The 26,707-nt window shown below is 38.3% G+C and carries 34 protein-coding genes; 1 reads left to right on the top strand and 33 read right to left on the bottom strand.

Features of this window, described 5'->3' with window-relative positions; translation table 11 throughout:
• Positions 1–2: 2 nt before the first annotated feature.
• The 3 genes from BACSA_RS16175 to BACSA_RS16185 form a co-directional block, all read right to left on the bottom strand.
• Positions 3–413, bottom strand: a complete 411-nt coding sequence (locus BACSA_RS16175; protein ID WP_013616510.1) for a hypothetical protein — start codon at positions 411–413, stop codon at positions 3–5.
• Positions 414–516: 103 nt separating this feature from the next.
• Positions 517–1,044, bottom strand: a complete 528-nt coding sequence (locus tag BACSA_RS16180; RefSeq protein WP_013619098.1) for a hypothetical protein — start codon at positions 1,042–1,044, stop codon at positions 517–519.
• A gap of 55 nt (positions 1,045–1,099) precedes the next feature.
• A complete protein-coding gene (locus BACSA_RS16185; RefSeq protein ID WP_013619099.1) occupies positions 1,100–1,861 on the bottom strand; it encodes a hypothetical protein in 762 nt (253 codons plus the stop codon).
• Positions 1,862–1,989: 128 nt separating this feature from the next.
• Between BACSA_RS16185 and BACSA_RS16190 the strand changes: the two genes are divergently transcribed.
• A complete protein-coding gene (locus tag BACSA_RS16190; protein WP_041584089.1) occupies positions 1,990–2,229 on the top strand; it encodes a hypothetical protein in 240 nt (79 codons plus the stop codon).
• A 47-nt stretch (positions 2,230–2,276) separates the two neighbouring features.
• Here BACSA_RS16190 and BACSA_RS16195 read toward each other — a convergent pair whose 3' ends face one another.
• The 30 genes from BACSA_RS16195 to BACSA_RS16340 form a co-directional block, all read right to left on the bottom strand.
• On the bottom strand, positions 2,277–3,047 hold the full coding sequence (locus BACSA_RS16195; RefSeq protein ID WP_013619100.1) for a hypothetical protein: 771 nt from the start codon (positions 3,045–3,047) through the stop codon (positions 2,277–2,279).
• Between the two features lie 171 nt (positions 3,048–3,218).
• The gene (locus BACSA_RS19535; protein WP_013619101.1) at positions 3,219–3,371 is read right to left on the bottom strand and encodes a hypothetical protein; all 153 of its coding nucleotides are present in this window, start codon (positions 3,369–3,371) and stop codon (positions 3,219–3,221) included.
• Positions 3,372–3,426: 55 nt separating this feature from the next.
• Complete coding sequence (locus BACSA_RS16200; RefSeq protein ID WP_013619102.1) at positions 3,427–4,035, bottom strand: SMI1/KNR4 family protein; 609 nt, start codon at positions 4,033–4,035, stop codon at positions 3,427–3,429.
• 198 nt (positions 4,036–4,233) lie between these two features.
• On the bottom strand, positions 4,234–4,845 hold the full coding sequence (locus BACSA_RS16205; RefSeq protein WP_013619103.1) for a TetR/AcrR family transcriptional regulator: 612 nt from the start codon (positions 4,843–4,845) through the stop codon (positions 4,234–4,236).
• A gap of 63 nt (positions 4,846–4,908) precedes the next feature.
• Positions 4,909–5,433, bottom strand: coding sequence for a hypothetical protein (locus BACSA_RS16210; protein ID WP_041584470.1), 525 nt, complete (start codon positions 5,431–5,433; stop codon positions 4,909–4,911).
• A gap of 39 nt (positions 5,434–5,472) precedes the next feature.
• Positions 5,473–6,027: a hypothetical protein gene (locus BACSA_RS16215; protein WP_013619105.1), complete on the bottom strand. Its 555-nt coding sequence runs from the start codon at positions 6,025–6,027 to the stop codon at positions 5,473–5,475.
• A gap of 51 nt (positions 6,028–6,078) precedes the next feature.
• On the bottom strand, positions 6,079–7,080 hold the full coding sequence (locus BACSA_RS16220; protein ID WP_245546556.1) for a hypothetical protein: 1,002 nt from the start codon (positions 7,078–7,080) through the stop codon (positions 6,079–6,081).
• A 41-nt stretch (positions 7,081–7,121) separates the two neighbouring features.
• Positions 7,122–7,544, bottom strand: a complete 423-nt coding sequence (locus BACSA_RS16225; protein ID WP_013619107.1) for a hypothetical protein — start codon at positions 7,542–7,544, stop codon at positions 7,122–7,124.
• Between the two features lie 290 nt (positions 7,545–7,834).
• Entirely contained in the window at positions 7,835–8,683 is an 849-nt protein-coding gene (locus BACSA_RS16235) for a hypothetical protein (protein WP_013619108.1), read from the bottom strand.
• An 82-nt stretch (positions 8,684–8,765) separates the two neighbouring features.
• Positions 8,766–8,900, bottom strand: coding sequence for a hypothetical protein (locus tag BACSA_RS19540; RefSeq protein WP_013619109.1), 135 nt, complete (start codon positions 8,898–8,900; stop codon positions 8,766–8,768).
• A 75-nt stretch (positions 8,901–8,975) separates the two neighbouring features.
• The gene (locus BACSA_RS18980) at positions 8,976–9,587 is read right to left on the bottom strand and encodes a hypothetical protein (protein ID WP_013619110.1); all 612 of its coding nucleotides are present in this window, start codon (positions 9,585–9,587) and stop codon (positions 8,976–8,978) included.
• Positions 9,588–9,641: 54 nt separating this feature from the next.
• Positions 9,642–10,301, bottom strand: coding sequence for a hypothetical protein (locus BACSA_RS16250; protein ID WP_013619111.1), 660 nt, complete (start codon positions 10,299–10,301; stop codon positions 9,642–9,644).
• A 65-nt stretch (positions 10,302–10,366) separates the two neighbouring features.
• A complete protein-coding gene (locus tag BACSA_RS16255) occupies positions 10,367–11,797 on the bottom strand; it encodes a tetratricopeptide repeat protein (RefSeq protein WP_041584473.1) in 1,431 nt (476 codons plus the stop codon).
• An 80-nt stretch (positions 11,798–11,877) separates the two neighbouring features.
• Entirely contained in the window at positions 11,878–12,372 is a 495-nt protein-coding gene (locus tag BACSA_RS16260; RefSeq protein WP_013619113.1) for a DUF2004 domain-containing protein, read from the bottom strand.
• Positions 12,373–12,664: 292 nt separating this feature from the next.
• Positions 12,665–13,276, bottom strand: coding sequence for a TetR/AcrR family transcriptional regulator (locus BACSA_RS16265; RefSeq protein ID WP_013619114.1), 612 nt, complete (start codon positions 13,274–13,276; stop codon positions 12,665–12,667).
• Positions 13,277–13,339: 63 nt separating this feature from the next.
• A complete protein-coding gene (locus tag BACSA_RS16270; RefSeq protein ID WP_013619115.1) occupies positions 13,340–13,864 on the bottom strand; it encodes a hypothetical protein in 525 nt (174 codons plus the stop codon).
• A 47-nt stretch (positions 13,865–13,911) separates the two neighbouring features.
• On the bottom strand, positions 13,912–15,018 hold the full coding sequence (locus BACSA_RS16275) for an Imm5 family immunity protein (RefSeq protein WP_013619116.1): 1,107 nt from the start codon (positions 15,016–15,018) through the stop codon (positions 13,912–13,914).
• A gap of 71 nt (positions 15,019–15,089) precedes the next feature.
• Positions 15,090–15,986, bottom strand: coding sequence for an immunity 22 family protein (locus tag BACSA_RS16280; RefSeq protein ID WP_013619117.1), 897 nt, complete (start codon positions 15,984–15,986; stop codon positions 15,090–15,092).
• A gap of 192 nt (positions 15,987–16,178) precedes the next feature.
• Positions 16,179–17,156 carry an NTF2 fold immunity protein gene (locus tag BACSA_RS16285; RefSeq protein WP_013619118.1) on the bottom strand — a complete coding sequence of 326 codons (978 nt, stop codon included), beginning with the start codon at positions 17,154–17,156 and terminating at the stop codon, positions 16,179–16,181.
• Positions 17,157–17,277: 121 nt separating this feature from the next.
• Positions 17,278–18,360 (bottom strand): Imm5 family immunity protein, encoded by a 1,083-nt coding sequence (locus BACSA_RS16290; RefSeq protein ID WP_013619119.1) that lies wholly within the window; start codon positions 18,358–18,360, stop codon positions 17,278–17,280.
• Positions 18,361–18,435: 75 nt separating this feature from the next.
• On the bottom strand, positions 18,436–19,161 hold the full coding sequence (locus tag BACSA_RS16295) for a hypothetical protein (RefSeq protein WP_013619120.1): 726 nt from the start codon (positions 19,159–19,161) through the stop codon (positions 18,436–18,438).
• Positions 19,162–19,243: 82 nt separating this feature from the next.
• On the bottom strand, positions 19,244–20,167 hold the full coding sequence (locus BACSA_RS16300) for a hypothetical protein (protein ID WP_013619121.1): 924 nt from the start codon (positions 20,165–20,167) through the stop codon (positions 19,244–19,246).
• Positions 20,168–20,217: 50 nt separating this feature from the next.
• Positions 20,218–20,682 (bottom strand): hypothetical protein, encoded by a 465-nt coding sequence (locus BACSA_RS16305; RefSeq protein WP_041584086.1) that lies wholly within the window; start codon positions 20,680–20,682, stop codon positions 20,218–20,220.
• Between the two features lie 70 nt (positions 20,683–20,752).
• Positions 20,753–21,376, bottom strand: a complete 624-nt coding sequence (locus BACSA_RS16310; protein ID WP_013619122.1) for a hypothetical protein — start codon at positions 21,374–21,376, stop codon at positions 20,753–20,755.
• Between the two features lie 77 nt (positions 21,377–21,453).
• Entirely contained in the window at positions 21,454–22,176 is a 723-nt protein-coding gene (locus tag BACSA_RS16315; protein ID WP_013619123.1) for a WGR domain-containing protein, read from the bottom strand.
• 92 nt (positions 22,177–22,268) lie between these two features.
• Entirely contained in the window at positions 22,269–23,345 is a 1,077-nt protein-coding gene (locus BACSA_RS16320; protein ID WP_144005236.1) for a hypothetical protein, read from the bottom strand.
• 47 nt (positions 23,346–23,392) lie between these two features.
• Positions 23,393–23,986 (bottom strand): hypothetical protein, encoded by a 594-nt coding sequence (locus BACSA_RS16325; RefSeq protein ID WP_013619125.1) that lies wholly within the window; start codon positions 23,984–23,986, stop codon positions 23,393–23,395.
• Between the two features lie 44 nt (positions 23,987–24,030).
• Entirely contained in the window at positions 24,031–24,768 is a 738-nt protein-coding gene (locus tag BACSA_RS16330) for a PoNe immunity protein domain-containing protein (RefSeq protein ID WP_013619126.1), read from the bottom strand.
• 92 nt (positions 24,769–24,860) lie between these two features.
• Positions 24,861–26,027 (bottom strand): hypothetical protein, encoded by a 1,167-nt coding sequence (locus tag BACSA_RS16335; protein ID WP_013619127.1) that lies wholly within the window; start codon positions 26,025–26,027, stop codon positions 24,861–24,863.
• Positions 26,028–26,112: 85 nt separating this feature from the next.
• Positions 26,113–26,673 carry a hypothetical protein gene (locus tag BACSA_RS16340; protein ID WP_013619128.1) on the bottom strand — a complete coding sequence of 187 codons (561 nt, stop codon included), beginning with the start codon at positions 26,671–26,673 and terminating at the stop codon, positions 26,113–26,115.
• Positions 26,674–26,707: the final 34 nt, after the last annotated feature.

Raw genomic sequence — 26,707 nt, forward strand, 5'->3', positions numbered from 1 at the left:
ACTTATTTATCAGTCTTTGATTGTAAGACATGCCGTAAGCCCCAACAGTATTCCGTCTTGCTGTGGCTCTGGTAGCAATTATCTTCATCTAAATAAATATCCAACTTCCAAAAGTCCAAATCCTCTTTGCGGATGACATCGCCGTAGTTATCTATGAAAACAGCCACCTCGTCCTCCTCTTTCCAACTCCAAAGGTAGGGCAACCTGTAGCGGACAGTATGATTTTCGATATACAGTTTCTCCAAATCCCCATCTGCCGTACAAACTATTTTTCCCAAATACTTGCTCTCTTGTGGAGTATGGAAGATAATGGTCGGATGAAGCTCACGATATAGCCACCCCGACAGCACAAGGGCAGCTATAACGGCTATTGTCTTTACCAATCCTTTATGTCGTTTCAATCGGACAGTCATATTCTCCATTTTTGTTGCCAATGATTCAGCAGGAAACAGTTCGCCCTTATCCTGCGTTATGGGTTATGATTCAGTCTGATACAAGCGTTATCTCGCCATCGCTTCATGCGCTACTTAGCAGCAGGTAGAAAGTCGCGAACTGTATAATCAGAGAAACGACATAGATGCTGTAATAGAGCAGATACTTTTTCTCCTTTTCGAACTCGGCGAAATACTTTCTGTACTTGTCATTCTTGAATAAGAATATACGATTGGCATAATACAAGAACAGCACGATGATTGCGAAACACAAAATACAGAGGAAGATGTTCCCAACAATCATATTCAAAACGCTCAATAATTCCACCCTAAAAATCTTGATGCAGGCAAGGCAGACAAGACAGAGCATCCAAAAGCTGATGATACATGGGGTGTTAGTCGCCCAAATTATGATAGAACTATTGATGCCTTTATACATTTCGGCTGCTTCTTGTTTCTGTGCCATCGAAATGCCCCGTTTTATATAGCGGTTGTTCCATTTCGAGAGACTTAGCCAATAGAAAGGATTTAGCAACCTCTCGAAAATGAAAAACAGCAGCTTATAAGTGCAGTAATAATTTATATTGTAATATTTCTCCAATAACTTTAGCATGATTTTGATGGCTAAGTGGGTTGGTGAAGAATAGCATTCAACTATTGTTAGTTAGTTACTTAATGACTTCAATGTCTTGAATAGGTATATAACCAAAAGGAGCATTGAAAATAGAATTTACTCTGCACCAACCATTTGTTAATGCACTTATGACAACAGACATTCCAAATCGGACTGCTACGCCATCTTCACCTTTGGTAGTTTTTTCTCCATTAGGTAAAGAATAAACGTGGGTGCTGCATAGTATGGCATTATCTCCAACTTGTGGCATAAAGTTTGTCCTTTTAGCATTTTGGGGACTCTGTAACATTATATCATATTGTGTTTCTATGCATTTAGTAGATGGGAATAAGTATGCTTCAAAACAATCCTTACATTCATTCTCTTTAGGAAAATGCTCGATATGAAAACCAGAAGCGTCAGCATACAATTTTCCGTGAGTTTCATCGCCTTTATTATATACTCCATATATTAATCGCCCATCGGAATTATAATATGCAATACTATGCAAGTCACCTCCGTCAGCCCATCGCTTAAATATTTTTCTTATTTTATTATCTCTATCGAAATACATAGTGAACAATATATTGGCATTCTTTATTTGACCATCATCTAAAATTTTATACGAATGAACTTGATTAAAATCCATATATTCATCACTTATCACTTCTCCCAGACTATCCAAAGGAACAAGGTATGCAATCCACAAAGGCATTTCGTTTATTGCATCAAGCTCTGTTTGAATAGTTACCTTATAGCTTTGTGCGAAAGTATAAGGTGAAAGCAAGAATAAAATGTATAGCATTATTATTTTCATATTGCAATTTATGTATTTATAAATGCACCTATCAAGTATCGGACATTCCGCTAACCCCCGCCATGCGGGGCGTATATCCTGACCTTCATGCCCCCAAAGGTACGAAAAGAATCGGATAAACAAACCGAATGGTTTGGAAAAGTCGCAAAAGAGTTGGCGGAAGGGGAAGAAAGGCTGTCGGCATCCTACCATTTCCTCCGCCAACCACCATAGCCACCAGCCTTGAAACTGGCGAAGAAGGAAATGCCGCTTTCTCTTTTTCGCCGGGCACATACTTCGCTGCCGATGGAAACAAGTTTAAGCCAGTTTGGATGTATATACAAAAGGACGGACTAAACTTACGGGAGAGGATAGCAAGCGGGATGTAATCCGGTGTTCCATATTTAATAATGGTTTGGCGGGAAACGGCGTTAAGCTATTGCCTTGACCTTGTTACAAGCGTTTCAATAATCAAAGAACATTCTTTTTTATTGAATATCCGAATAAAAATATCGTCCAAACATTCGCTTCTCATTTCTATGCCTATTTGTTGCCACAAGGAGATTTTCCCTAAAACGTACCATAATATTGAAAAATCCTGATAACCGACAGGTTTTGTAAAAGGTTCACGACTTCGTTGATATATACTTTGCATCCGATTGGCGTTTGTTAAATCCTGCTCAATTACCTCATATAAAATGGAATATTTCTTATCTTTTAACGCATAAAACTCCCTATCCGCCGCAAACCTTATATTAGAGCTTATGATAGCAGGGGAAGTGGTTTTACTAAAAATATCAAGTATAAGACGGAAGTATGTTACAGCAAACAGAGTAAGATTACATTCTGATTGATTGTCTACATTCCAATCGGATGCTTTTTGCAGCCAGCGGACAATGGACACATTATTATTGGCTAATGTCTGTTTAGTGCCAAACAGAAAGAAAAACGCTGTTAGGATATTCATCATATCCAGTCCATTCAATTTTTGCCTACGATTGTAGCTTTTGCATAAAGCAGACACATAATTATATGTATCTTTTTGTAACGCCACTAATGACTTACCTAAGCAGAAATCTATTTCCAATAGTTTCCGCTTTGTTTCTAACGCTGTATTTTCTTTATCTTTAACTATTCCTTCTTTGAATGAAGCCAGTACAGAGAAAGAAGAATAAAAGAAGCGAATATGTTCTTTATTATCTATCATGTAAATTGCTTATAATGTATCATCTGCCAAGCATCGGATATTCCACCAATCCCCCGCCAACTCACTTTTCCGAGTTGCCCAACTCGTTTCCGTGAGTTGCCCGACTCACCGAGCTGAGTTGCCCAACTCAGAACTTTGAGTTGCCCAACTCACGATTTCAAGTTGCCCGACTCACGGAAACGGGTCAGTCGTCTCGTCGGCTATCAGCATAGCCACTTCGCTCTCGTCCACCATCTTGGTGGTGTACTGAACGGGATACCATTTCTTCGGTTCGTCCGGTTCTGACGGGTTGATGCGTTGTACCGCTTTCAAAAAAATGCTCATTGTCGTTTGTTTTTAAGGGGTTTATAATGGTTTAGTAAGGAATATCACTCAGGGGTTATCTTTCCTTGTTAGATGTATTTTTATTTTTCCATTCCTGCATCATTAACAACAAGTCATTGGAATAGCTTACAGATATAATTTTGGGTGTTTTTTCTAATACCTCATTTTCTTCTGTACGTTCACATAAATGTAAAAAATAATCCTTTAATGAATCTGCAATCTTAATATGCGATTGTTCATTCTCAGAAAAATCATGTGAAATGAAATACACAGATTGTTCATTGATATTTAATGCGATGTAATCACCCGGAGTTGCTTCTGCAAATGGCAAAAAATCGTGTCCAAAAATGTCCTCATTATTTTCTAATATATCGAATAGATATAAAGGTGCTTTTGGGTATAAAGAAAGAAACTGACCAAAATCCAAAAATGTAGAATCACCTAAAATCGGAATTTGAACTGTTACATTATACCCTATATCCTTATTAAAACTATATCCATGATATTTTCTTAGAATATCTCTTAAAAGTTCGGGAATATCTTTTCCAAGATAATTTTCGATTAACCTGATTTCATTTTCGAGGTCAGGTAAACTTAGTGACATTTCATGATTTATATTACATAATCCACCAAGAGCCTTAAAATGCTTATTTATCGCTTTCATATATTACTAATTTATTGATAACAAAAGGCATCGGACATTCCACCAACCCACACCATGCGGGGCGTATATCCTGACCTCCATGCCCCCAAAGGTACGAAAAGAATCCAAGAAACAAACCGAATGGTTTGGAAAAGTCGCAAAAGATTTTTCGGGAGGGAGAGAAAGGATGCCGGAGGGCATAAAAAAAGCCTGAACGGGTCAGGCTTTAATCAGCGAATAGATGAAGCGGAGCTTACGGGAGAGTTCCCCCGTGTCCAGCCCGGAGAGGAAAGCCTGCTCGAAAGACAAGCCGTAGAACACCTCGCGGAACATGGCGACGGTTTCCTCCGTGTCCACCTCCGCGCGGATTTCGCCCGCCGACTTCGCCCGCTCGATGATGTCGCGCCACAACTTCCGGTCTTTCTCGAACAGGGCGGCGAACTTCGCCCCGGCATCGGGGTAATACTGCCGCACTTGCATCAGCAGGTGGAAGTAGTAGAAGTTGTAGCTGCATCCCTGCGGGTTGTTCCCGTCGTCCAATAAGCCCACGATGCGGCGCATGGTCTTTTCCACGCTCTCCACGTGGTGGTCGATGAACTCCAGCAGCGTGCCGCCCCGGAAGCTGAACTTGTTGGCAGGGTCTTGCGTGGCGAAGATGTACTTGTCCACCACCGCCACGAACAGGTCTTGCTTGAAGGAGTAGTAGTAAATCAGCCCCCACTTGGACAGCCCGCAGGCTTTGGCGATAGTCACCAGACTCGCCTTCTCGTAGTTCATCTTGGCGAACACCCGCAAGGCGTTCTCCAGCACTTCTTCCCGGTTTGTTATCATAAGCGTAAGGGGTTTATGTTTTTAGCCCACGAAGGTAGGGAAAACTTGCGTTCGCGGCAAGCATTATACCACTATTTCTATAAACAACAGATAGAAAGTCGCAAACTGGACTATCAGAGAAACGACATAGATTCCGTAGTAGAGCAGATACTTTTTCTCTTTGTCAAACTTGGCGAAATACTTCTCGTATTTGTCGTTCTTGAATAAGAATATTTCATTGATATAATATCCGCATATTCCGAAGACTATGAGCAATGGATAAAAAATGATGTCGTTTTCCAAAATAATACGCACTAATTGTACCCTTAGTATTTTGGTGCAGGCAAGGCAGACAAGACTGAATATCCAACAGATGATGATGAATGGGGTGATAAGTGCCCTACTGCTGTAAGGAAGATAGATGCCTTTATCCATTCCGGCTTCTTCTGTTTTCTTACCAATCGAAACTAACCATTTTATGTAGCGGTTGTCCCATTTCAAGAGGCTTAGCCAATACAAAGGGTTTAGCATCCTCCAACAAAGGATGAACAGCAGCTTATAAGTGCAGTAATAATTTATATTGTAATATTTCTCCAATAACTTCCTCATGCTTAATAAATAATGCTGCATCCTTTTTCCACCTTGTTTTTACGATTCCAAGCCAAATATCCAGTAACACGCCAACAGGTATAGCATGAGAAACACGATAAATCCTATCCTGAATTTGAGTTCTTTCCGGGTAGGATGAAACCATTTCTTGATGCGTTCGCCTGCTGTCTGCGGTCGTGGCATCAGTATGTCCGCCACTTCTTCAAAGGTCTTGCAGGCGAAAATCGCTTGCCGAAACTCGTCGGCACTTTCCCAACATTCTTCCTTGAACCACCGTGTCTTGGGGTATCGTTCCGCGATCAGTTCTTGCAGCTTTTGCAGCGGGAACGGTTCGGGGTTGTCCTCATACTCCCGTTCATAATTTATCATGCCTGTATGTCCGAAGGTAAATCCTCGGATGCCTTTCCAACGGGTCATGTATGACCGACGGATAACGAATTTTGTCCCGGTGGCATCCACTATGATGTCGCCTTTCCAACCTTTCTCCTTTTCCAGCTGCCGAATGGTCGTTATATTGCTTTCTTTCCAAAAGGTATATACCATGTTGCCTTTTGGGGAAAACTGGAATATCGGGTATTTTAATCGGGCTTTCATCGTAAAGCAATTAGTAATGAGTATTAGCTAATTACCATGAAAACAATTCAGCTAATGCTCATCCATATTTCTTTCCTTTTCTCTTATCCCTTCTATCTCCTTATAAGTATCGTCCACGAACTGTCGGGACACCCTGCTTGCCTCCTTCGCATGTTTCTGGACGATGGCGCCTATCTCATGATAAACCCAGAGGGCGGCTATCCCTACCGCGACTACCATCAGTATCTTCTTCATCGGTTTGTAGCGCAGCAGATAGCCCAGAAGGGCGAACAGGATATACACGATGTATATGCTGAGGGTATTGACGGTTCTGCCGGAATATTCTTCCTGATGGCGTTGCAGTGCGGAGGATGTTTCCCATGCGGTGATGGCGTGGCGGTATAGTTCCGTATGTGCGATGAACATCAGGCTGTCCTCGCCGACGGCGGGATGGGCGGCATATTGATAGGCTACTCCCATCGTTTCCAACTGGTAGCTGTCGTAGGCTGCCGATGCCAAGGTGTCCGGCAGCATGGAGAGCAACAGTCCGCACGTGTCCACATCGGCCTCAAAAGATGCCTTGAGGGAGTCTATCCGGGCGATAAGTTTCGCTTTGGGCATCACCATGGGCATATCGTACAGTATTTTTTCCGGGTCGATGCGGAACGTGTCTGCCAGCTCTTGGGGATAGGTCTGCTTTATCTCGACTGCTTTCACGGCGTATGCGGCCTTGGTTTCGGGGCGTACAAACCAGTCGTAGTAATAGGTCATGGCCGATAAGGGCAAGACAAGAACCAGTCCGATGGCCGTATTGCGGAAAAAGCCCGTCCATTTCTCGTCGCTCATTGCCCAGAAGCTCAGGAAAGCCGCGACGCTCAGACTGTATGGGATGAGGGCTGTACATGCCACCAGCTCCAGTTGCAGGCAAAGGGATAATGCCTCCGGAGTGGTCAAGTCATAAAATGTGCCCTTATCTGCTTCCTTGATGACAAGTCCTGTAAAGCCGCATACCAAAACGATGGCAAGAACGATAACAAAATATAGACTGAGTTTCTTCAAATGTTTTATATTCATTTTACTGATTAATGATTTGGTGGAAAACACCCGTTCAGGGGTTATCTTCCTTTGTTTCCAATGAATTTGCTTTTATATATGGCGTACTCTACAGTGTAAGTAGCCAGCTTCACACCTAAGAACATGCCTACAAGCAATATATATGCTACAAAACAAAAATGATTATACATGAGGTCTGTTAAGAAGACAGGTATCAATAGGGCTATGATTGTAGCGTTCTGAAACCATTTCTGTACTTTCAATAACAGGTCAATGTATAAGTGATTTTCTATGTAGCTGAAACCCCATCTATAATTATGACGTTTCAGATAAGACAACGAGAACCATAGTCCTACAAGTGAAGCGATAATAGCTACTTGCCACCATGCCCCCATGTATGGGAACATACTTTTTAAGAATGTCAGCAAAACAATGCCTACTATGCTGCATTCATATACAATTCTTACTTTTGTTGTATTATTCATATATGTACGTTATTTGTTTATTGACAACAACACCTGTCAGGCATCGGACATTCCGCTAACCCACGCCATGCGGGGCATATATCCTGACCTCCATGCCCCCAAAGGTACGAAAAGAATCGGATAAACAAACCAAACGGTTTGGAAAAGTCGCGAAAGAGTTGGCGGAAGGGGAAGAAAGGCTGTCGGCATCCCGCCATTTCCTCCGCCAACCACCATAGCCACCAGCCTTGAAACTGGCGAAAAAGGAAATGCCGCTTTCTCTTTGTCGCTGGCGCACATATTCTGAAATATCAATATATACCGCTGATACCTCTTGTCCTTAATTCTTTTGAAACCTGACGATAAGAGCTATCACCGCTACAATTAAAAATAGTCAGTCTTTTTAAGGATTTTAGCCTTAGCAGAAAATTCCAACTTCTAATATTTTTGCAAGTATTTATCCACAGTTCTTCAAGTTTAGGCAAATCTGTCAATTCATCTACATTAAACAAGTAGGGTAATGAGTTAAGATGTAAATTCTCTATTCCATTGATTTGAGAAATGCCGTTGATAGATTCTGTCTTACCGCTCAATATATCCAGCTTTCGAATAGATTTCATTAAGGATAGTTGCCCGCAGATATTCTCATTGACATTACAAAACATTATATTGTCCATTTCCTGATAGCTTAACAATGAACGCATAACAGAATCCGTGTACTTGCATATAATGCTTTTCAAACAGGGTAAGTTTTTATTGGTAAATTCTATTGTCCCTTTGTAGTTACATAAATGTACCAGATTAGGCAAATAAACATTTTCTTTTATCTTCAAATTTGCATTATCCGTTTCAAATACTTCTAAATGGTTTAACCTTGTCCAGTCGAATTGTCTTACTAAATGCGGCGGAAGTTGTAGATATTCAAGTCCTTTCAGTTCATAAACTATGGATGGAAATATTCTTTCGATTTTTAATTTATCAAAAACAACAAGAGAAATCACATTCCTCTTTTTTAAGTTTATATCATTCCAATAAAATACGTGTTTGTGACTTTGGAAAGTGGTTTCATAGTATTCATGTTTGGGAATCATTATGTACCCATCTTCAAATCTATAGTGTTTACCAATAGAATAATCATCTACTCTTATATTGTTATCCATAGCGTATAAATTTATTTAGTTTTCTTTCAAGTATCAGCCCCGCCAACTCACGATTTCAAGTTGCCCGACTCACGGAAACAGGTCAGTCGTCGGCTATCAGCATAGCCACTTCGCTCTCGTCCACCATTTTGGTGGTGTACTGAACGGGATACCATTTCTTCGGTTCGTCCGGTTCTGACGGGTTGATGCGTTGTACCGCTTTCAAAAAAATGCTCATTGGCGTTTGTTTTTTAGGGGTTTATAATGGTTTGACAAGGAGCTGCGTTCAGCAGCTATCTTGGCTCGTTAGTCACTATATTTTTATATTCCACCCATATTTTTTTGCTATCCAGCTGCAAGCTAAATCAGATTTTGCCTGAACAGAAATACGGATAGAAGGCTTTTGCTCTACACCATTCGTGACAAAACGCAATGGTTTTGTGTGCTTTTTAATAAAGTCTGTTAATTGCACAAATAATGGATATCCAGACGGCTCATGTAGTTGTATATCCTCATATGTAAAGTACTTATTATCTTCACTGGTTACGGCAATGCTTTTAGGATATGATATTTGCAAACAAAGATCTATAGTTTTTATTTTTCTATTAAATTCGCGGTTATAGATGTCATAATCAAAGGACACAAGTCTGAAACTTGAAACTGGCTTTATTTTATTCCCTGTTAAGAATGACATTGTGTATGCTGGAGCAACAATAGAATCATGGTCTGATATTTCAGTTGCCATAAGCGATTCATAAAACCGACAATATGCGTCATATACTTGTTCTATGGTATGCTTTGTTCGTTCGTAATTAGGTATTTCAAAGCAGATATTATGTTCTTTACAAAGTTCTAACCATTCTTTCATACTTTCAGGAGAAAGAAGAAATCTTAATTTCCAAAATCCACATCTTATAGTTCCCATATTTTTTTTATTTTATTGTGACTAATGGTTTAGAAAAGGAATACCACTCAGGGGTTATCTTTTCTTGTTATGAACTTCTTCCAAATATTCTTCTATGCTAAAAATGTGAGTATCATTATCACACCGCTCTAAATTCTCGTTGCTGTCGTTATCGACTTTTCGGAAAGCAAATAGATAGGCATAATTTTTATTGCAGTTTTCTCTGTCTGTTTCCGAGAAGGGGTGCTTTCGTTTTAACCCGTAAATGTCAAAGCGATAATTACCTTTGGGCATTTGTATTTCATCAGAATGGTAAAACGAATGTGGATTATCATTTATATCAAATACTTCTCCCATAAACACACATTGACTTTTAGCTATCAAATCACGGTGTTCTTCAAAAAACTCAAAGGAAGAAAAGCAAAGTTTATCATCTGTTCCGATTGTAAGAAACCAATCTTTATAAAGATAAACTTGTTCCCAATCCTCTGGAATATTCACATCTTTTTTTGTTGTGATATAGATTGAATATTGATACGTTGGTATTTGATAGATAGGCAATGCTATCCCTTTGGCAATCATTTCCAAAAACATATCCTTATGCTTATCGAGATACGATAGCATTTTCTTTGCCCGGCATTTCTTCTCTTTCATCCATTCATTGAATGTTCCGGGCGAATATATGAATAGCCCATAACCGAAAGCATAAATGCAATTTAGTTCTTTTATACTCATATTTGCGCTTTAATTGTTCATAATGGGTTGGTGCGGAACAGCGTTTAGCTGTTAGCTCAACCTTGTTAGCGATCTTTACTTTCTGAATCAGACAATCTTGTTAGCCTACAATACTGGCGGAAATCAGAAAGGTAGAACGAATATTGCGGATATTCGCGTAATACTGGCACGACCTTTTCTAAAAAGGCATTAACGTCATACAACAGAAAGTCCATATAGCAACAACAGGTTCCCATTGCACCTCCCAACAGAAGCCCCAGCCCTTCCGGATTCAGAATTTCCTTCGTAATCCTATCCTCCAATGCATACCGGAAGCCTAAAACTAATTTTCTTTGTTCAGCACTTGTATTGTCATATGGAAATGCAAGAAATACAGCTTGCGCTCCAAACCGATTGATTTTATCAAAGATAGTCGTGTCGTTTTCGTAATATTGGGAAATCAAGTGAGAAAAACAGGTAGTACCGATAGCCACATCATACCGTAACTCTTCATTTTCTTCCGGCTCCAATTGATAGGTGACAAAAACATCCTTTGGATTTTCAAACACTTCTTTGCCATGTTCTTTTAATGTTTGCGTGATATGCCTACGGAGTGCCGTAAGAGGAAACATATCGCCTTTCAATTCATCAGCACGTTCAACATCTGAAATATACCTAAAAGCAAGACCTTCGCCTAACATTATTTCCATCATAATACAAAAAGTGCCATATCCTTGTTCTTCAGGCAAAGAGCATAAACCCTTTTCATAAAACGAAACAGCAAAATCATTTTGCTTGTCATCATAATTGGCATATACATAGACTTCTTCCATATTCACTTTAATCCCATGCATTCGGAATTCGAAAGAAGTATCCATTCCTGGATTATAAGGGAAGAAATGCCATTTGTTTTCCAGCGATTCCGGCATTCGGGATATTAAATAAGGATAGAGATAAAATAGGTGCTCATTCCCTTCTATTGAAAAAGTAAATTCATAATTGCCACCTATATTGAAATGCACGTCTTTTGCTATCAAGTCAGTACCTTGCTCAATAAATCTAACAACCACATCACCATCATATTCGTTACGTTTTTCGACCATTCTCGAAAGTTCTGCTTCATTCTGCAAAAACCATGACCAAAAAGCGTCAACCCTACTCTTAAATGGTACTTCTATATTGCATTGACGAATAAAATCAATCGTGTCTTCATCTCCTGGTGTCAATTCATCGGCTTTTGTAAAATAAGACAATGCTTCCCTATTCCTGCCAAGATAATAGAGAGCATAGCCCATTCGATAATTCCAGTTGGTATCCGACTCACCAACTTCTCGAATTGATTCAAGCAAGACTAATGCCTTTTCATACTCACCATTATAATTGTAAGCTCGTGCCAATAATCCGATTTCTTCAAAATCCCTGTTTGCTGGAGAGATTCCTTCTAAGAAATCAATTACATTCTGGTGTTTATCGGCTTCTGTCCAACTATCAATTTGTCGTTTTAGTTCTATATTCATAATTATATCCTTTATTTGATTGTTAATGGGATGCAGCTTGCCGCCGTTATAGGCGGCACAGGTGCATGTTAGTCGCATATTTAGCTTTCCCAAGTAATATCTAATATTTTTCCTTTATTGTCTGTATGTACTACGACTATTTCATCGGAATTTTCACTATCAATCATGTAATCCCAAACAGCATAGTGATTATCGCCGGGATAAAAACTAATTCTCTCCACCCTCTGTAGCAACAAGGATAGAAACTGTTCTTCCCTTGTTTTTGTGGAATCAGCATTTGGCAATAAATCATCAACATTATCACCCCATTCGTCAAGATGCCAACGGACATATTCATTCGTTGTGCCACCATCTTCATAATCCTTTAATATGGATTTATCTATTTCTGTCTTGTATTTAAGAAGGTTGGAAAGATAGCCTTCCAGTTCTGCCGACCAATCCTTGGGGTTGCCTTCATAATTGCAGAAGTCCAAATCCAATTCGGCATCCTTGTTACAAATCATTACATGACCTTCAAAATAGTCCTCTTCCTTATTATCTACTTCACCGAAATAAGTAATATTCTTCTTGCTCATATTCTTTTGTTTTTAATTAATTGCGACTAATTTGTTTATAAATACACCTGTAGGTATAGGATATTTCGATAACCGACACCTGGCAGGTGTGTTTCCTAATCTCTAATAGCAACACCCGTCAGATGTCAGACATTCCGCTAACCCACGCCATGCGGGGCGTATATCCTGACCTCCATGCCCCAAAGATACGAAAAGAATCCAAGAAACAAACCAAACGGTTTGGAAAAGTCGCAAAAGATTTTTCAGGAGGGAGAGAAAGGATGCCGGAGGGCATAAAAAAAGCCTGAACGGGTCAGGCTTTAATCAGCGAATAGATGAAGCGGAGCTTGCGGGAGAGTTCCCCCGTGTCCAGCCCGGAGAGGAAAGCCTGCTCGAAAGACAAGCCGTAGAATACCTCGCGGAACATGGCGACGGTTTCCTCCGTGTCCACCTCCGCGCGGATTTCGCCCGACGACTTCGCTTGCTCAATGATGTCGCGCCACAACTTCCGGTCTTTCTCGAACAGGGCGGCGAACTTCGCCCCGGCATCGGGGTAATACTGCCGCACTTGCATCAGCAGGTGGAAGTAGTAGAAGTTGTAGCTGCATCCCTGCGGGTTGTTCCCGTCGTCCAATAAGCCCACGATGCGGCGCATGGTCTTTTCCACGCTCTCCACGTGGTGGTCGATGAACTCCAGCAGCGTGCCGCCCCGGAAGCTGAACTTGTTGGCGGGGTCTTGCGTGGCGAAGATGTACTTGTCCACCACCGCCACGAACAGGTCTTGCTTGAAGGAGTAGTAATAAATCAGCCCCGGCTTGGACAGCCCGCAGGCTTTGGCGATAGTCACCAGACTTGCCTTCTCGTAGTTCATCTTGGCGAACACCCGCAAGGCGTTCTCCAGCACTTCTTCCCGGTTTGTTATCATAAGCGTAAGGGGTTTATGTTTTTAATTCACGAAGGTAGGGAAATATTGTGTTTATGGCAAGCATTATACCACTATTTCCATAAGCAACAGATAGAAAGTCGCGAACAGGACAATCAGGGAAACGACATAGATGCCGTAATAGAGCAGATACTTTTTCTCTTTGTCAAACTTGGCGAAATACTTCTCGTATTTGTCGTTCTTGAATAAGAATATTTCATTGATATAATATCCGCATACCCCGATGACTATGAGTAATGGGAAGAAAATGATGTCGTTTTCCAAAATAATACGCACTAATTGTACCCTTAGTATCTTGGAGCAGACAAGACAGGCAAGACTGAATATCCAAAGGCTGATGATATATGGGGTGCTAAGTGCCCTACTGCTGTAAGGAAGATAGATGCCTTTATCCATTCCGGCTTCTTCTGTTTTCTTACCAATCGAAACTAACCATTTTATGTAGCGGTTGTCCCATTTCAAGAGGCTTAGCCAATACAAAGGGTTTAGCATCCTCCAACAAAGGATGAACAGCAGCTTGTAAGTGCAGTAATAATTGATATTGTAATATTTCTCCAATAATTTTATCATGCCGTTAATGGTTCAGCAGGGAACGGCTTGTCCGTTGTCCCAGTTTGTTAGAAACTTATTTTCTTCCTTTTTAGTATATCTGCCAACCAATTAGGAACAAACTCTTTCGCCCTTGGGCATATATTAAAATCATCCGCAAAATCATAGTCATCAAATGCTTTTTGTAGGACCTCCACCCTTACATCATAGTTGAACTCTTTCACAAAATCACCGTTTTTATTCACCGTCATTTTCAGTTCATAAAATCCCCCTTCTTCTTTTTTACTTTCGTACATTTCCTTTTTAATATCCCATATAAAGTTGTCAATATACATTAACACGGTAACACTCAGATTACAATCGTGTATTACACCATCTTTACAATACGAAACTTTATCATAGCTAACTTTAGAAACTCTATAAGCATCAAAAATAAAAACATCCCATTCTGCGTAGGATAATATTTTAGTGAAAATATTTTCCAACTGATTGAATAATGACATGACTTTATCATTATTCACATATTCATGTGTTTGCGTTCTTGGCTGTTCCAGAGTTTTGTATATAGGTCGCTCGATTTTATAGTCATTTGTCAGCATCTTGTCTTTATCAAATGCCGTTGATGAACATTCTGTAAGATACCAGTTCCAAAACTCTTTGTTACGCTCATTATCAATAGAATCTAAATCTACAATACCGCCATTATATACTAAACTTGCGAGGAAAGCGGTATCCCATTCGTCCGGGTCTTCTATTTCTTCTTCAGAATCATAATCACTGATAACCATATCTGCATCTGAGCCGGCATCATAAGCAGCATGAACAGCTACCTTAGCAGCAAACACGGCTGTAATATCATCTTCCATATAATTATCAGCAAACACGTCCAAATGTTCGGCATCTTCCAACAATTCCTTTTTACTCGTTTGTTCCAGCAAGTATTTCTCTGTTTTCTTTATCAGCCCGATTATTTCCGTATCATTCCTGAAAAAGTCATTCCATATCGGATATACTTTCAACGCACATAAGATACTTATTCTCCCAATAACACACGGTTTATTGATGGCTTGTAGTATCGCACGCCTTGTAGAAAGAGACAAATGCCCTTTGTCTGAATGATTGACTTCATCCAAACCTTTGCTTATCAAAGAGGTTATCGTTTCTGTATATTTCATCGCAATAATTGTTTCTAATGGTTTGACAAGGAGCTGCGTTTAACAGCTGACTTGGCTTGTTAGTAACTTCATTAATCCCACATAAATCCCCCTAAAAAAGTAAGACCGTTATAATTATCCAATTCTTCAATATAGTTTTTGGGTTTATTCCCGTTACGGAATAATTCTTTTTTGAAAATGAATATTTTTTGGTCTTTTTTCTTATCACGAAAGCCATTAGGGATATAGCAGAACGCACAATTTGCCATTCTAATTTTTTGCTTTTCCAAAGTAAAATCTACTGCATCATATAAAAATTCATCCTTAATAACGTTCCGTACTAATTCTTTGGCTTCAATTATGTTATCTGCAAATTCTATGTGCAAAAATTCTGGATAGTAAAAATTTATCCCTAAATCCTTACAAAACTGGCATCTTAACATTGGACTTGGACGTTTTTTTATTTCTCCATTATTGAATTTACGCAATTCTTCAAGATATTCATCTTGATTGAAGTATTGCATAAATTCATCTTTACTTTTATGCGTTATTCCAACCCAAGTTAAATTGCGCAACCCAGCTAAGGAAGTTGATACACCTTCTATTTCGTCTGCTTGAAAATCAAATGTTCCTAAGAAAAACATACTTTTAGCCTTTTTTGCCTGAGTACGTGTTATATCTTCTCCAGTATTATAACAGATAGCGGCATTTGCTTTTTGTATGTTTTGCTCTTTACAAAGTTGCATTACTTTTTCTGTTTTAGCTGGTATCATTTTAACCAATTCATCTATACCACATGCTGAAAATTTCGTTACCAAAAAATCTTCATCATAACTTGATATATTAAGTTCTTTGCAGAATTGACAACTTAACTCTAAATTATCTTCGTCATGTTCTGCCCACCATTGACGGAATTTTGATTGATCTATATAAGTTTCAAATTCAGCATTTGAATGAAACTGTCCAATCCAAATATAAACTTTACTCATATCTTTTATAATTTATTGGTCGTTCAATTGCTACTAATGGTTTAGCGGGAAACGCTGTTAAGCGTTATCCCGGTTTGTTAGTAAAATATTATACCCATTCTAATATTGGGTTAGGTCTATGAACAAGATACCATCTATTACCCGGAATTGAAAATATCATTCCTGAATGCAATTTCGTTCAAGTTCCTCTTTTTACAATCCACAACGCCTCCACCTGTCTGTCCGCATCTGTACTGCATCGATTTTCCATGCTTCCCCCACACGTTTCATCCAGAAACGATAGTCGAGATTGATTCTTTCATCCTGCGCATAGATGTAAAGTTTGTTGCGGGAAACCTGTTCGGCATCAACCAGGCGGAAGGCGGCATACGTTCCCTCTGGAGAAAGCGACAAAGCGAGCGGTCGATACCCCATCCGTGGCTTCTCGGATACATACTGCTGCCAGATCTGCTGCAACTTCGGTCGCACATCCGGCGCATCAAAACCTGCCTGGTCGGTATATTTTTCCCATTGAGTCATGGCGGCAAAGAAAGCATACAGCACCTGTTCCGTCTGATGAACCGCATCAGCGTCCACCTCCGGCTTCTTCTTTGCCTGGTTCCGTTGCAACGAGGCGAACAGCTCCATCTGCTCCTGGGTAAAGAGGTCGCCAGGACACAAGGAAAGGCGTTTATTGAAAGCAATGCCAAGCACCCCTTCATAGGTGATCTGAGTTTGTCGAACATGCAAATGATTCAGCTTCGGAAGCTGAGCAGCCCGATGCAACCCCTCATCGTCCAGCGACGTGGCGCTCAAGTCCAACAGAGCCACCTTACTTGCCTGCATTATGGACAACCCCTTTCCCGTAATTGCAGGATTTCCTGCCAAGAGCAGATACTCCAAAGCGGGCATGGTGGCAAATACCGCAAAGCATGCGTCGGTAAGCTCCGCATATTCGATCCCTACATTGACCATTTTCTTGGCACCAGCCAACGGTTGAACCTGTTCGTCTGTCAAAGGGTAATGCTTGACATGAAATCCCACCAAAGCAGGATAAGCGCCAATCTGTTGCATCACCTCCACAGACAGTTCGGGCATGAGCATCACCTTATCGCCATCAAAAATCAGTTTGCCGTCCTCCCAGCCTATGGTACGTGCTCGTTTGGGAAAAGAAGTAAGTTCTTTTATCATCGTTCTATCATTTTAAGGTAATCTTTGTTCATAGACTTTCTGTTTTTGCTAATGATTCAGCAGGGAACGGCTTGCCGTTATCCTGCGCTGTTAGCGAAATTATTTTATATACTCACAGAAACTAAGTCAAGTACAGCTTTCTACTTCCAACTATTTTCCTTAACCACTTAGGGGTATATTCTATACTTCGTGGAAATTTGGTGTAAAAGCTCAAAATCCAATCTAATTCCTGAAAATAACTTGGAATTTCATCCCAATTATCATAATTAAAATCCAAATTGTAAGAACTATTTGAGTTAATGACCATTTTTAGAGAGAACCAAGCTCCTTCCTTTGGATAATACATATACATTTCTTTTCGTTTCAATCTAAATTCCTTACATATATTAATGGTCGCCATCGTCCCTATTTTTATCTTATCTCCAGTAGAAGAATGTATATTTAACATACTGCTGGTGCATGATACAAATAAAACATCTATAAAACCCCATTTCATCCCAGAGGGTATTTGAAGTAAAATAGCATCTCTAATATCATCAAAAGATATTCTTTTATTTGTTTTTACTAAATCTAATTGACGACGGACAGGTATGTCAATTAAAGGAGTTGCACTTTTGCATACTGGCAATGACTGGTATTTGACATTTGGATTTTGAGAAACTTCCAATACCATTTTTACATACCACAACCAATATTCCTTACGTTTCTCTACATCCCCTGTTTCCACGAAAGGATTGCTGCCAGAGCAAGCTATCGAGCATATAAAATCCGCATTCCAGCTTTCGGGGTCGAAAGCGTCATCATCCTCGCCGTTATAATCCTCTATTGCCAATATGGAGACTGCATCGTAACGGATGGCATATCCCAAAGTAATAATAGCCCAGTTTACCATATCTTCGGGGTTTTCGATAGTTTGTTCCGCATAATTGCGCAACCGCTCTACTGAAGCTGATATATTCTCGACATCACCCTTATTTTTATACAGGTAACGGTCTATATCAAACAAAACACCATACAACAGGTTTTCCGCACCAAAATTCTCCGGGAAGCAAGAACAGGCTTTCTTGCAACACTCGCACAACACTTTTTGTACCGTCCGTGTGCTTCCTATTTGCTTCATCAAATCAACTCGATAGGGCAAAGGCAAATGCCCCATACTGTTTTGATTGATTATTTCTTTCAGTTTTTCTATTTGCTGTATCATATCGGTTTCTGTTTTCGCTAATGGTTAGCAGGGAACGGCTTGTCCGTTATCCTGCGTTGTTAGCTGTTTTTTTAGTCAAAAGTCATGTAACACAAACAGACTTTTAACAAAATAATTTTCTACTGTCCATACGGCATAATATCCACCTGCACCGTCACTGTTTTGTGTGCTGATGAACAGTGTATTTCCTTTACCCAATGCCACGCCAACATTATTCGGGCTTGGTTCATACAGATGCGCTATATATACTGTTGGAAATTTCAATATTCCGGCAGGATGCTTGACAGTAATAGACGCGTATTCTTCATGCGGCATATTATTTTCTATGCCTATCAAGTCAGAACAACCGTCAATGCTCCGAACAAAACCTGTTTCCAAATCGCAAACAATGGTGTGTCTTTGGGGATTAAAATCTTGGAAGCCTATTTCTACGGTTAATGTGTCGTTGGCATATACAAGATAATTATCCGTACTTTGCGGCTGTTTCTTCAATTGTGGTAAATCTGCCAAATAACGGATGCGGCTTTTATGAATTTCTCCTATATGGGTATTTCCATTCGGGCAAGTCTTGGTTATACCCGTTTCTGTTCCATATTCTACGCTATGCCATTCTTTATGGCTCTTTTGTGCATCCCAATCAACAAACACATGATTATCCAATAATTTGCCTATTACTGTTCCACTTGTGTCACGTACATTTGTATATCCGTCCACATCCTGAATGACACCAAAGAAACGCTGTTGTGCTTGTGTAGGCAGACAAAGCAGAAATGCCAATATATAGAAAATAATCTTTTTCATGCTTCTATTACAGCTAATGGTTTGGTGAGGAACAGCGTTTAGCTGTTATCTCGACCTTGTTATGAACTTTACTTATCACACATTATTCCAGATAATAATCAATTATAGATAGCCTCTTGTTTAACTGACAGTTAATAACATAATCAGGTAAAACATTTGGAGCCAAGAAAATGATTGTAATATATCCTTTGTCAACAATGATTTTATCAATAGACAAATCCCCACAAAGTAAGTTGGTTTGTTCCACAAGATCATGTTTGGAAACATTATCTGTTTGAGAAAACACATCTTTTGTTAGTTTCTTACTTAGTCGAATTTTCATTTTATCCAATTCTTCAGGTTTAAGAATAGATAGCCATTTATCTATTTCTGTCTGTGGACTATCTGGAGAGTATGCAAGTTCTACATTCAATTTTTTCCCTGACAAATCAACCTCAAAAACCTTATTGGAGGTTGATTTTTGCTCAGAAGATTCTTTTTTGCAATCAACAGATTGTAAGATATTATCTAACACTTCTGGGCTTGGCGCAACAAATGTTATTTTCTTATCTCCTTGTCGAATAAAAAAGGATGACAGACTTGTATTTATCCTTAATGTATATAAACAATATGTACCTCTAATCCAAATAGGGAAATAATCACGTATCTTCAAATAGTTAAATTTCCGTATTGAGTATGTATTTTTAGATTTTGTTGAAATCCATAAGGCTAATTCTATAAGTAGAAAATTAGAAGATTCTTCAAGAAAAAGATCCCCGTCATTATAGTAAACAGGAGGATCAAATAAATGTTTATCAGTATTCTTAATTAAATAAACATACTTATCATCGGCTCCAAATGAAAACATTATGCCATTCTCCCGGACAGACAAATCCATGAAACCTTCAAGCTGCAAATTATGAAGTATCATAATATTTTGCTCGCCATGCAACTTGTTAATATCCATTTGTGTGGAAATTGTTTGTAATAATGTGTGACAATGTTTTATAAAATCATTTGCTTCCATATCTTGTTTTTTAATTGTTCATAATGGTTAGAAAGGAGCATCGTCAGATGCTATCTTTCGTTGTTAGATACTAAATTTATGGTTTCAAGGACATTGCCCGATATAATATTTTGAACACCACTGAATATATCACTGCCATAATAATAAACAAGATTATCATAATCAGCCCACACTTGTTCTCGTTCATCTAACCATACAGTCAAATAACCGGGATGAATGTCTGCTAAATAGATAACCTTATTGACCTTTAACTTCACAGCCACTTTCTGCATAGCTTCCGGGCTGTATTTCTTTATTTTCTTGACATCAAAATAAAGAATATTAGATTGGTTCAGTTCTAATTTCATGTTATAGAATAGAGCAATCTTGCTTATAATACCGTCATTCAAAGGATAATCAAACTTTGAATAGGATTGTTTTAACTTATCAGCGTAACAATCCGACATCATTTGAAAGTTAAATTCATCCCAATGGTTATGAACAAGTATTTCCTTTATTGCAGTAGGTATATTCATATATAATTGTATCTAATGGGGTGGCGGGAAACGGCGTTTAGCTGTTTTCCTGATTTTGTTAGCTGTATTCTTATTGTTCCAATTTTCGTTTTACAATATCTATCAATTCCTCTTTAGTCATGAATTTATTTAGAAACTTTTCCAATGTGCCTTCGTTAGTTACTTCTGTGAAAAAAGTTTCATGGTCAGTGCCCCACACTATAGGATTTTCGGAATTAAGGTCTGATATACAGATGTAATGATAATTGGGATAACTCTCTGTACAAAGCAATCCCACAAAGTTTGGAGTGGCACAGTTTGAATGTTGGATGATTTCGTCCAAATCAGCATCATCCGAAAACCAATCATTCCAATCTTCAAAATCTTTCGTGCCTTTTTGCAACGGAGTGAAAGGCTTCGCCACCCAAAAGAATTGCCCACGAGGTTCTTTGTCCAATGTATAGTAGGTATCAACCATTTTCTTATAAAATGTTTCTCTGTCAGAACGGAACAACTCCATATTTTCATCTACCCAATCACCTAACCCCATAATTGGCTCTGTATCTTCGGCAGACAACCAAGGTGTATCTTCCGGCTTTTGGTATAAAGTGGTGTTGAAAGTTATGGAACACAAGTCTTCTTGTAAAGACACCCCTTTTACATTGGTAACATTACCACCTAACTGCTTTATTCGGTTTACGATTTCCTGTTTCATGACTTTTATTCATTTATAGCTAATGGTTTGCAGCTTGCCGCCGTTAGGTGGCACAGGTGCTTGTTAGCAACATACGTTCAAAAAATAAAGCTAAATGATTGGAGATCTTCTATCATCTTGCTTTGGATTTCATTTTCATTCCAAGGCATACCCTCAATCAAAGCTAATCTTTTAATAGCTTTAATTCCACGTTCTTTTAACTCAAATGAAATAGAGCCGGTTATTTTTATTTGCGCAAAAGCGGTAGCATAGGTAACCATATCACTTTGAATCATATCCATTTCCTTATCTGCTGCCATCTTTTTAACTTCGTCGGCATCGAGAGTAGTGATAGGAACATACTCCATATCCCAGTCTTGTTCTATCAACTTCTGTGGAAAGTTGGAAAAGTCAAGATTTGGATTTTTCCTAATGGCTTCAAATATGCAAATCAACGTATCATGTCCTTCATCACTTCCGAATGGAGTTTCTTCATCACCTTCTGAATAATATATTTCATCACTGAAATGTTCGGAAAACCTTGGATGTGATGTTTTGGGATTAAGCCCAAATTCATCGCTGTCAATATATAATCGCTTCATAAAATCAAAGTTCCCGTCTTCTATATAGCCTTTTTTCATTTTTGAGCGGATTAACTTTTCGGCTTCCTTTTGACAGTCTTCTTGTGTATCAAATTCCTTTACTTCAAATTTTCCTATGCTACCGTATTTGCCGTAATTTACAGCAAAACTACAATCACTATAATCTATCCACCAAAATTTGTGGGATTTCTCATCTTTATATACAAAGGCTCTTTTCATGCTGTTTCTATTTTTGATTGTTGCTAATGGTTTGGTGAGGAACAGCGCTCAGCTGTTGGCTCGACCTTGTTATGAACACATTTCATTGTATATTAAGTTACTATTTTTAGACAATTCGGAATTTCTAAAGAAGGTTCAATAATATATATTGCTGCCTGATATAATTGACTCCACTTCTTTGTTACTTCTGAATCAAAAACATTTTCATGATTATTTGTTTTAGAATGATAAGCAGAATAGTCTGAATTAAAAACACTTATGTATCCTTCCTTTGAAACAGATACTAATCTATTTTTTATCAGACTTATATATATGTATGTCTCTTCGCTTGAATAGATTTTTTTGCATGTATTTTGGATAATATCTATTTCTAATATATCTCCACCACTATATGGATAAAGTATCAAATGCTTATCAACAGGAAGAATATTTGCAAAAAATGAATTACCTAAAGGACTTCCAAATTCATCTTTTGGATAATCTTGATTCAGACACAATTCATTTTCATACCGGAGAGTAATATAGTCATGTATTTGGATGTTTAGCGGAGGATAACCTCCGGCTATTATCAATTTATCATATAGAACCGTTGCTGTACTTGCTTCAAAAAGTACCACTAAATCTATTATTTTGTTATCAGCCAGACTAAAGATGAGCATTTCTCCAGAATCTTCACTATCAACCCATAAAACACAAATACGTTGGTTTATTGGATCGTGGATTATTTGTTTGATATTTACGGCATCCATAAGAGGATAATCACATATTTTTTTATTTGATGTAATATCCCACACATCTATTTTAGAATGATACTTTTCGATGCAAGAAAAATAATTTGTGTCACCAAGTATCAGCTTATCTTTATTAACCGCTATTGCCGTATAATGCGTATCTTCCTCAAAAAAAACAGATTGAAAAGTTTTAGTGATAATATTAAACTGAATAATATAATTATTTCCACCAACAAAATAGATAGTTGAACCACATACACAGGCATCAGATATAAACGGAAATGATTCAATTTCAAACAGCTCATATTGTTTGTTATTTAACCCAAACAATGTAAAAGTGTTGCTTTCCTCAAAAAGAAGCAATATATATTCATCATTAACAGTATATGATTTATATATAGTTCCGTCAATTTGTTTTTTATATAGTAAATGTATCATTTTATCTATTCTATAGCACTGTTCATAATGGTTAGAAAGTAGCATCGTCAGATGCTATCTTTCGTTGTTAGATATTTATTGTCCTTTCCCACTTGGGAGCATGGAACAAAAGTTGCCTTTATAATTTGATTATTACAGTTAAATGGCACATAATCCACCTTGCTATCAATACTTAACGTATCACTTAGCTGCTTCAAATGGGAATGCTCATTTCGCAACAAGACTTCCAATTTTGAAAAGTCCACAGAACTGTATATCGGATAGAAACCGGAAAAGCAAGTAGGCGTTATGTAAGCAATTTGGCTTTCATAATCAAAGAATAAAAAACGATTCCCATCCGCTACATTATCATACACGGCAAAGCAAGCAAACTTTCCCACTCCATTGATTGTATAGCTTTGCATGAAGTCAATACTGCTATCATCTACCGCTTCTAACTCAAAAACAACACGCTTTTTACCTTGTTGATTAAAACACAGCCTATATAGAATTTCAAATTCTGTTTCTTCTGTTTCTATATAAAGGGTATCTTGTTCAGTCAAAGAACTATACTTGGCTGGATTTTGTTCCACATAGCCGTTTTTCGCTATAACACAGCAAAGTGGGAAAAGGAGCAAACTATATAATACAAATATTCTCATGTCTTTATATCTAATGGTTTAGCGGGGAACGCTGTAAGGCGTTATCACGCTTCGTTAACATCATATTTAATTTCATTCCAGTGTACCATATCGTATGGATAGTATGGTAACCCTTTCAGGCTGCTATCATCCAGCCCCAAAACCTTGACCAATGCACCGCTCTCAAAACACCAATATCCGTCATGTATTAGACCATATTTGTGGTCGTCGTGCCAAGCGCAATCGGAATGTCCACGATACCATTCCCTTTTGAGATACTTTTCCAATCGCTTTGTCGCCTGTGTCTTGTTTGTTTTAGCCAAATCCGACACTTCCAAGATTGCCCGATAAGGCACAGCGTCAAACACGCAATCCGCCATTTCCTTCCGTTCCGGGAAACGGTAATTCAGCAATACATCATAAACACGGTCTTTAACTTCTTTCATGTCTATAAGTACACGGAGTTTGTGAATGACATTATTATCATACTCCAACATGATACCTATTGAAAGCAGCCATAACATCTGAACATAATAGCCATACGGAGTCCAACATTTTTCTAAAACATTGATTGTCGAAATATAATTGGATTTTATAAATTCTAAATTCTCCCCCATAGAATACATAGTTACGATAGTATAAACTCTACAATCAAATAAACGTCCATACAAATCAGGACTAATCTCATCTCCATCTTTTTCTGATTGTTCTATCATACTATTAAGTTTTTCTATTCGACAATAATACTTAGCCAATTGCTTTATATACTGTTCTTCCGTAAAAAGTTTATCTCTTGTTTCCATTATGGTACACTGTTTTTGATGTTAATGGGTTGCAGCTAATCGCCGTTTAGGGCGATTAAGATGCATGTTATCCGCATACTTCAATTATACTTTTATCGTTGCAGACGATTGAGAGCATCTTCATACACAGAAACACTTTTAGGCACATTTACTATCTGTGAACGTTCTTTGAAATAATAATAAAGAAGCTCTTTCAATTCCTTGTTTTCAACTGTCTCAGGAAGTAATCCCAATAACATTTCATCATAGTTTTCGAAAGAAACACCTCCTTTTCTTCGGTTGTAAGCTTGCCAATGTACTTTTGGTTTTTTACTTTTAGCATCTTTGGCGAGCGCAAACAACCATCTCTCATCTATATCGACAAAAGTATCAACTGTAAATTGAGTATCATAAGCACCATATTTATAATTACCCCAGAAAACAAGAGCACGATAGCCTACAGGTTTCTCTCGTTTAAAGCTCCAATCCTCTGGATAATCATTATAATCAAGCCATCCAAACACATTAAGCAAATAAATTGCTGTAGATTCTTCTGACAGATACTTTACAAATCCATCATATACCTTTTCTTTAGGTTCTGTGAGGATTGCTTTCATAAACACAGGAATGAGCCAAGCCCCTCCATAAGTCGCATACAGTTCATCTGCAAGTGCCATTAGGCGTACATCTTGGCTTTTTATTAGTGAAGCCGTCATTACTAACGGAAAAACCTTTTCCTTTTCATAACGATTATCCTCACTTATACGAAGGGTATCAGAATTAAAATTCCAAGTTGTAGTTTCATCGTTAGAATTCTTTTTTGCTCGTTTTAGCGAAGTAAAGCGGGACAAATTTTCGGGCTTTGCCATAAAACGATATACCTCCAACATATTTTGAGATGCTTTTCCTAACATTATTGACAGGCAAAACCTCAGTTGTTCCATCTGATTGACATCAATAGGCTCATCTTTTTGTCGATTAAGTAGATTTGTCAAAAAGCACAGGATAACAGGTGCTATTTCTTCTGAAACACAATCAGAACAAGTGTTAGCAAAGATGTTCTCACCCATACATTTACCTTTGACAAGCTTCTTCCATAAAGGACGAGCTTCTTGACATTCTATACAAGCAAGTGCTTTCAGAGCCGCATTTTTGCATTTACCTTTTTCAGTGTTCACCAAAAACATTAATGTTTCTGCATTTTCAGGATTACGTCCAAGTTCTAATATTGCGGCTTCCCGTTTTAATCCCTTTTCGGGTAAGGAGTCTAAATTAATCATATCTTCTCTTTTTATATATTTATTATGCGAATAATGGTTTGGTGAGCAACAGCGTTTAGCTGTTGTCTCGACCTCGTTATAAACTCTATTTGCCATTTGAAATAGTTGGTATTGCAAACTCGTTCGTTTTATAAATAGGAGCAAACATTCGTATCATAAAAATCTTGCAATATATACTATCACATAGTATGTTATCATTGGGTTGATTCGAAATAAACAATGCTTTATAAAAAAACTTATCGTTCATTTCTTTGACAAAAACCACATCATAAGAGATTAATATGGCAAGACTATCATTAGTTATAAAATCATTGTAGCTTAAATTCCTTTTATAGCTGCCTCGTAAAATATTTTGACAACCATCAAGTTCTTTATCTGTTATAAATTCTATCACACCATCGTATTTGAGGTGCCTGTAATTTATGTTACTGTAATCACTTGCCGATATTTCTCTTATACATGCTTGTTCAACGAAAGGTAGTTTTTTTAATCCCCATTGAACTGGATATAATGTAAATAGCCATACATACATTCTAATAATGATGATAATCGGAAATGCAAATATCAAGGAATGTCTAAAATCCTTTCGAACGATGCATCCAAAGAAGGCTATAATTAGCATAAGAAGCAATACAATGACTACCATCCTATTTCAATTCTAATTGTTTATAATGGGATGC

Origin of the sequence: Phocaeicola salanitronis DSM 18170 (genome assembly GCF_000190575.1) — a bacterium.
Classification (GTDB): Bacteria; Bacteroidota; Bacteroidia; order Bacteroidales; family Bacteroidaceae; genus Phocaeicola; species Phocaeicola salanitronis.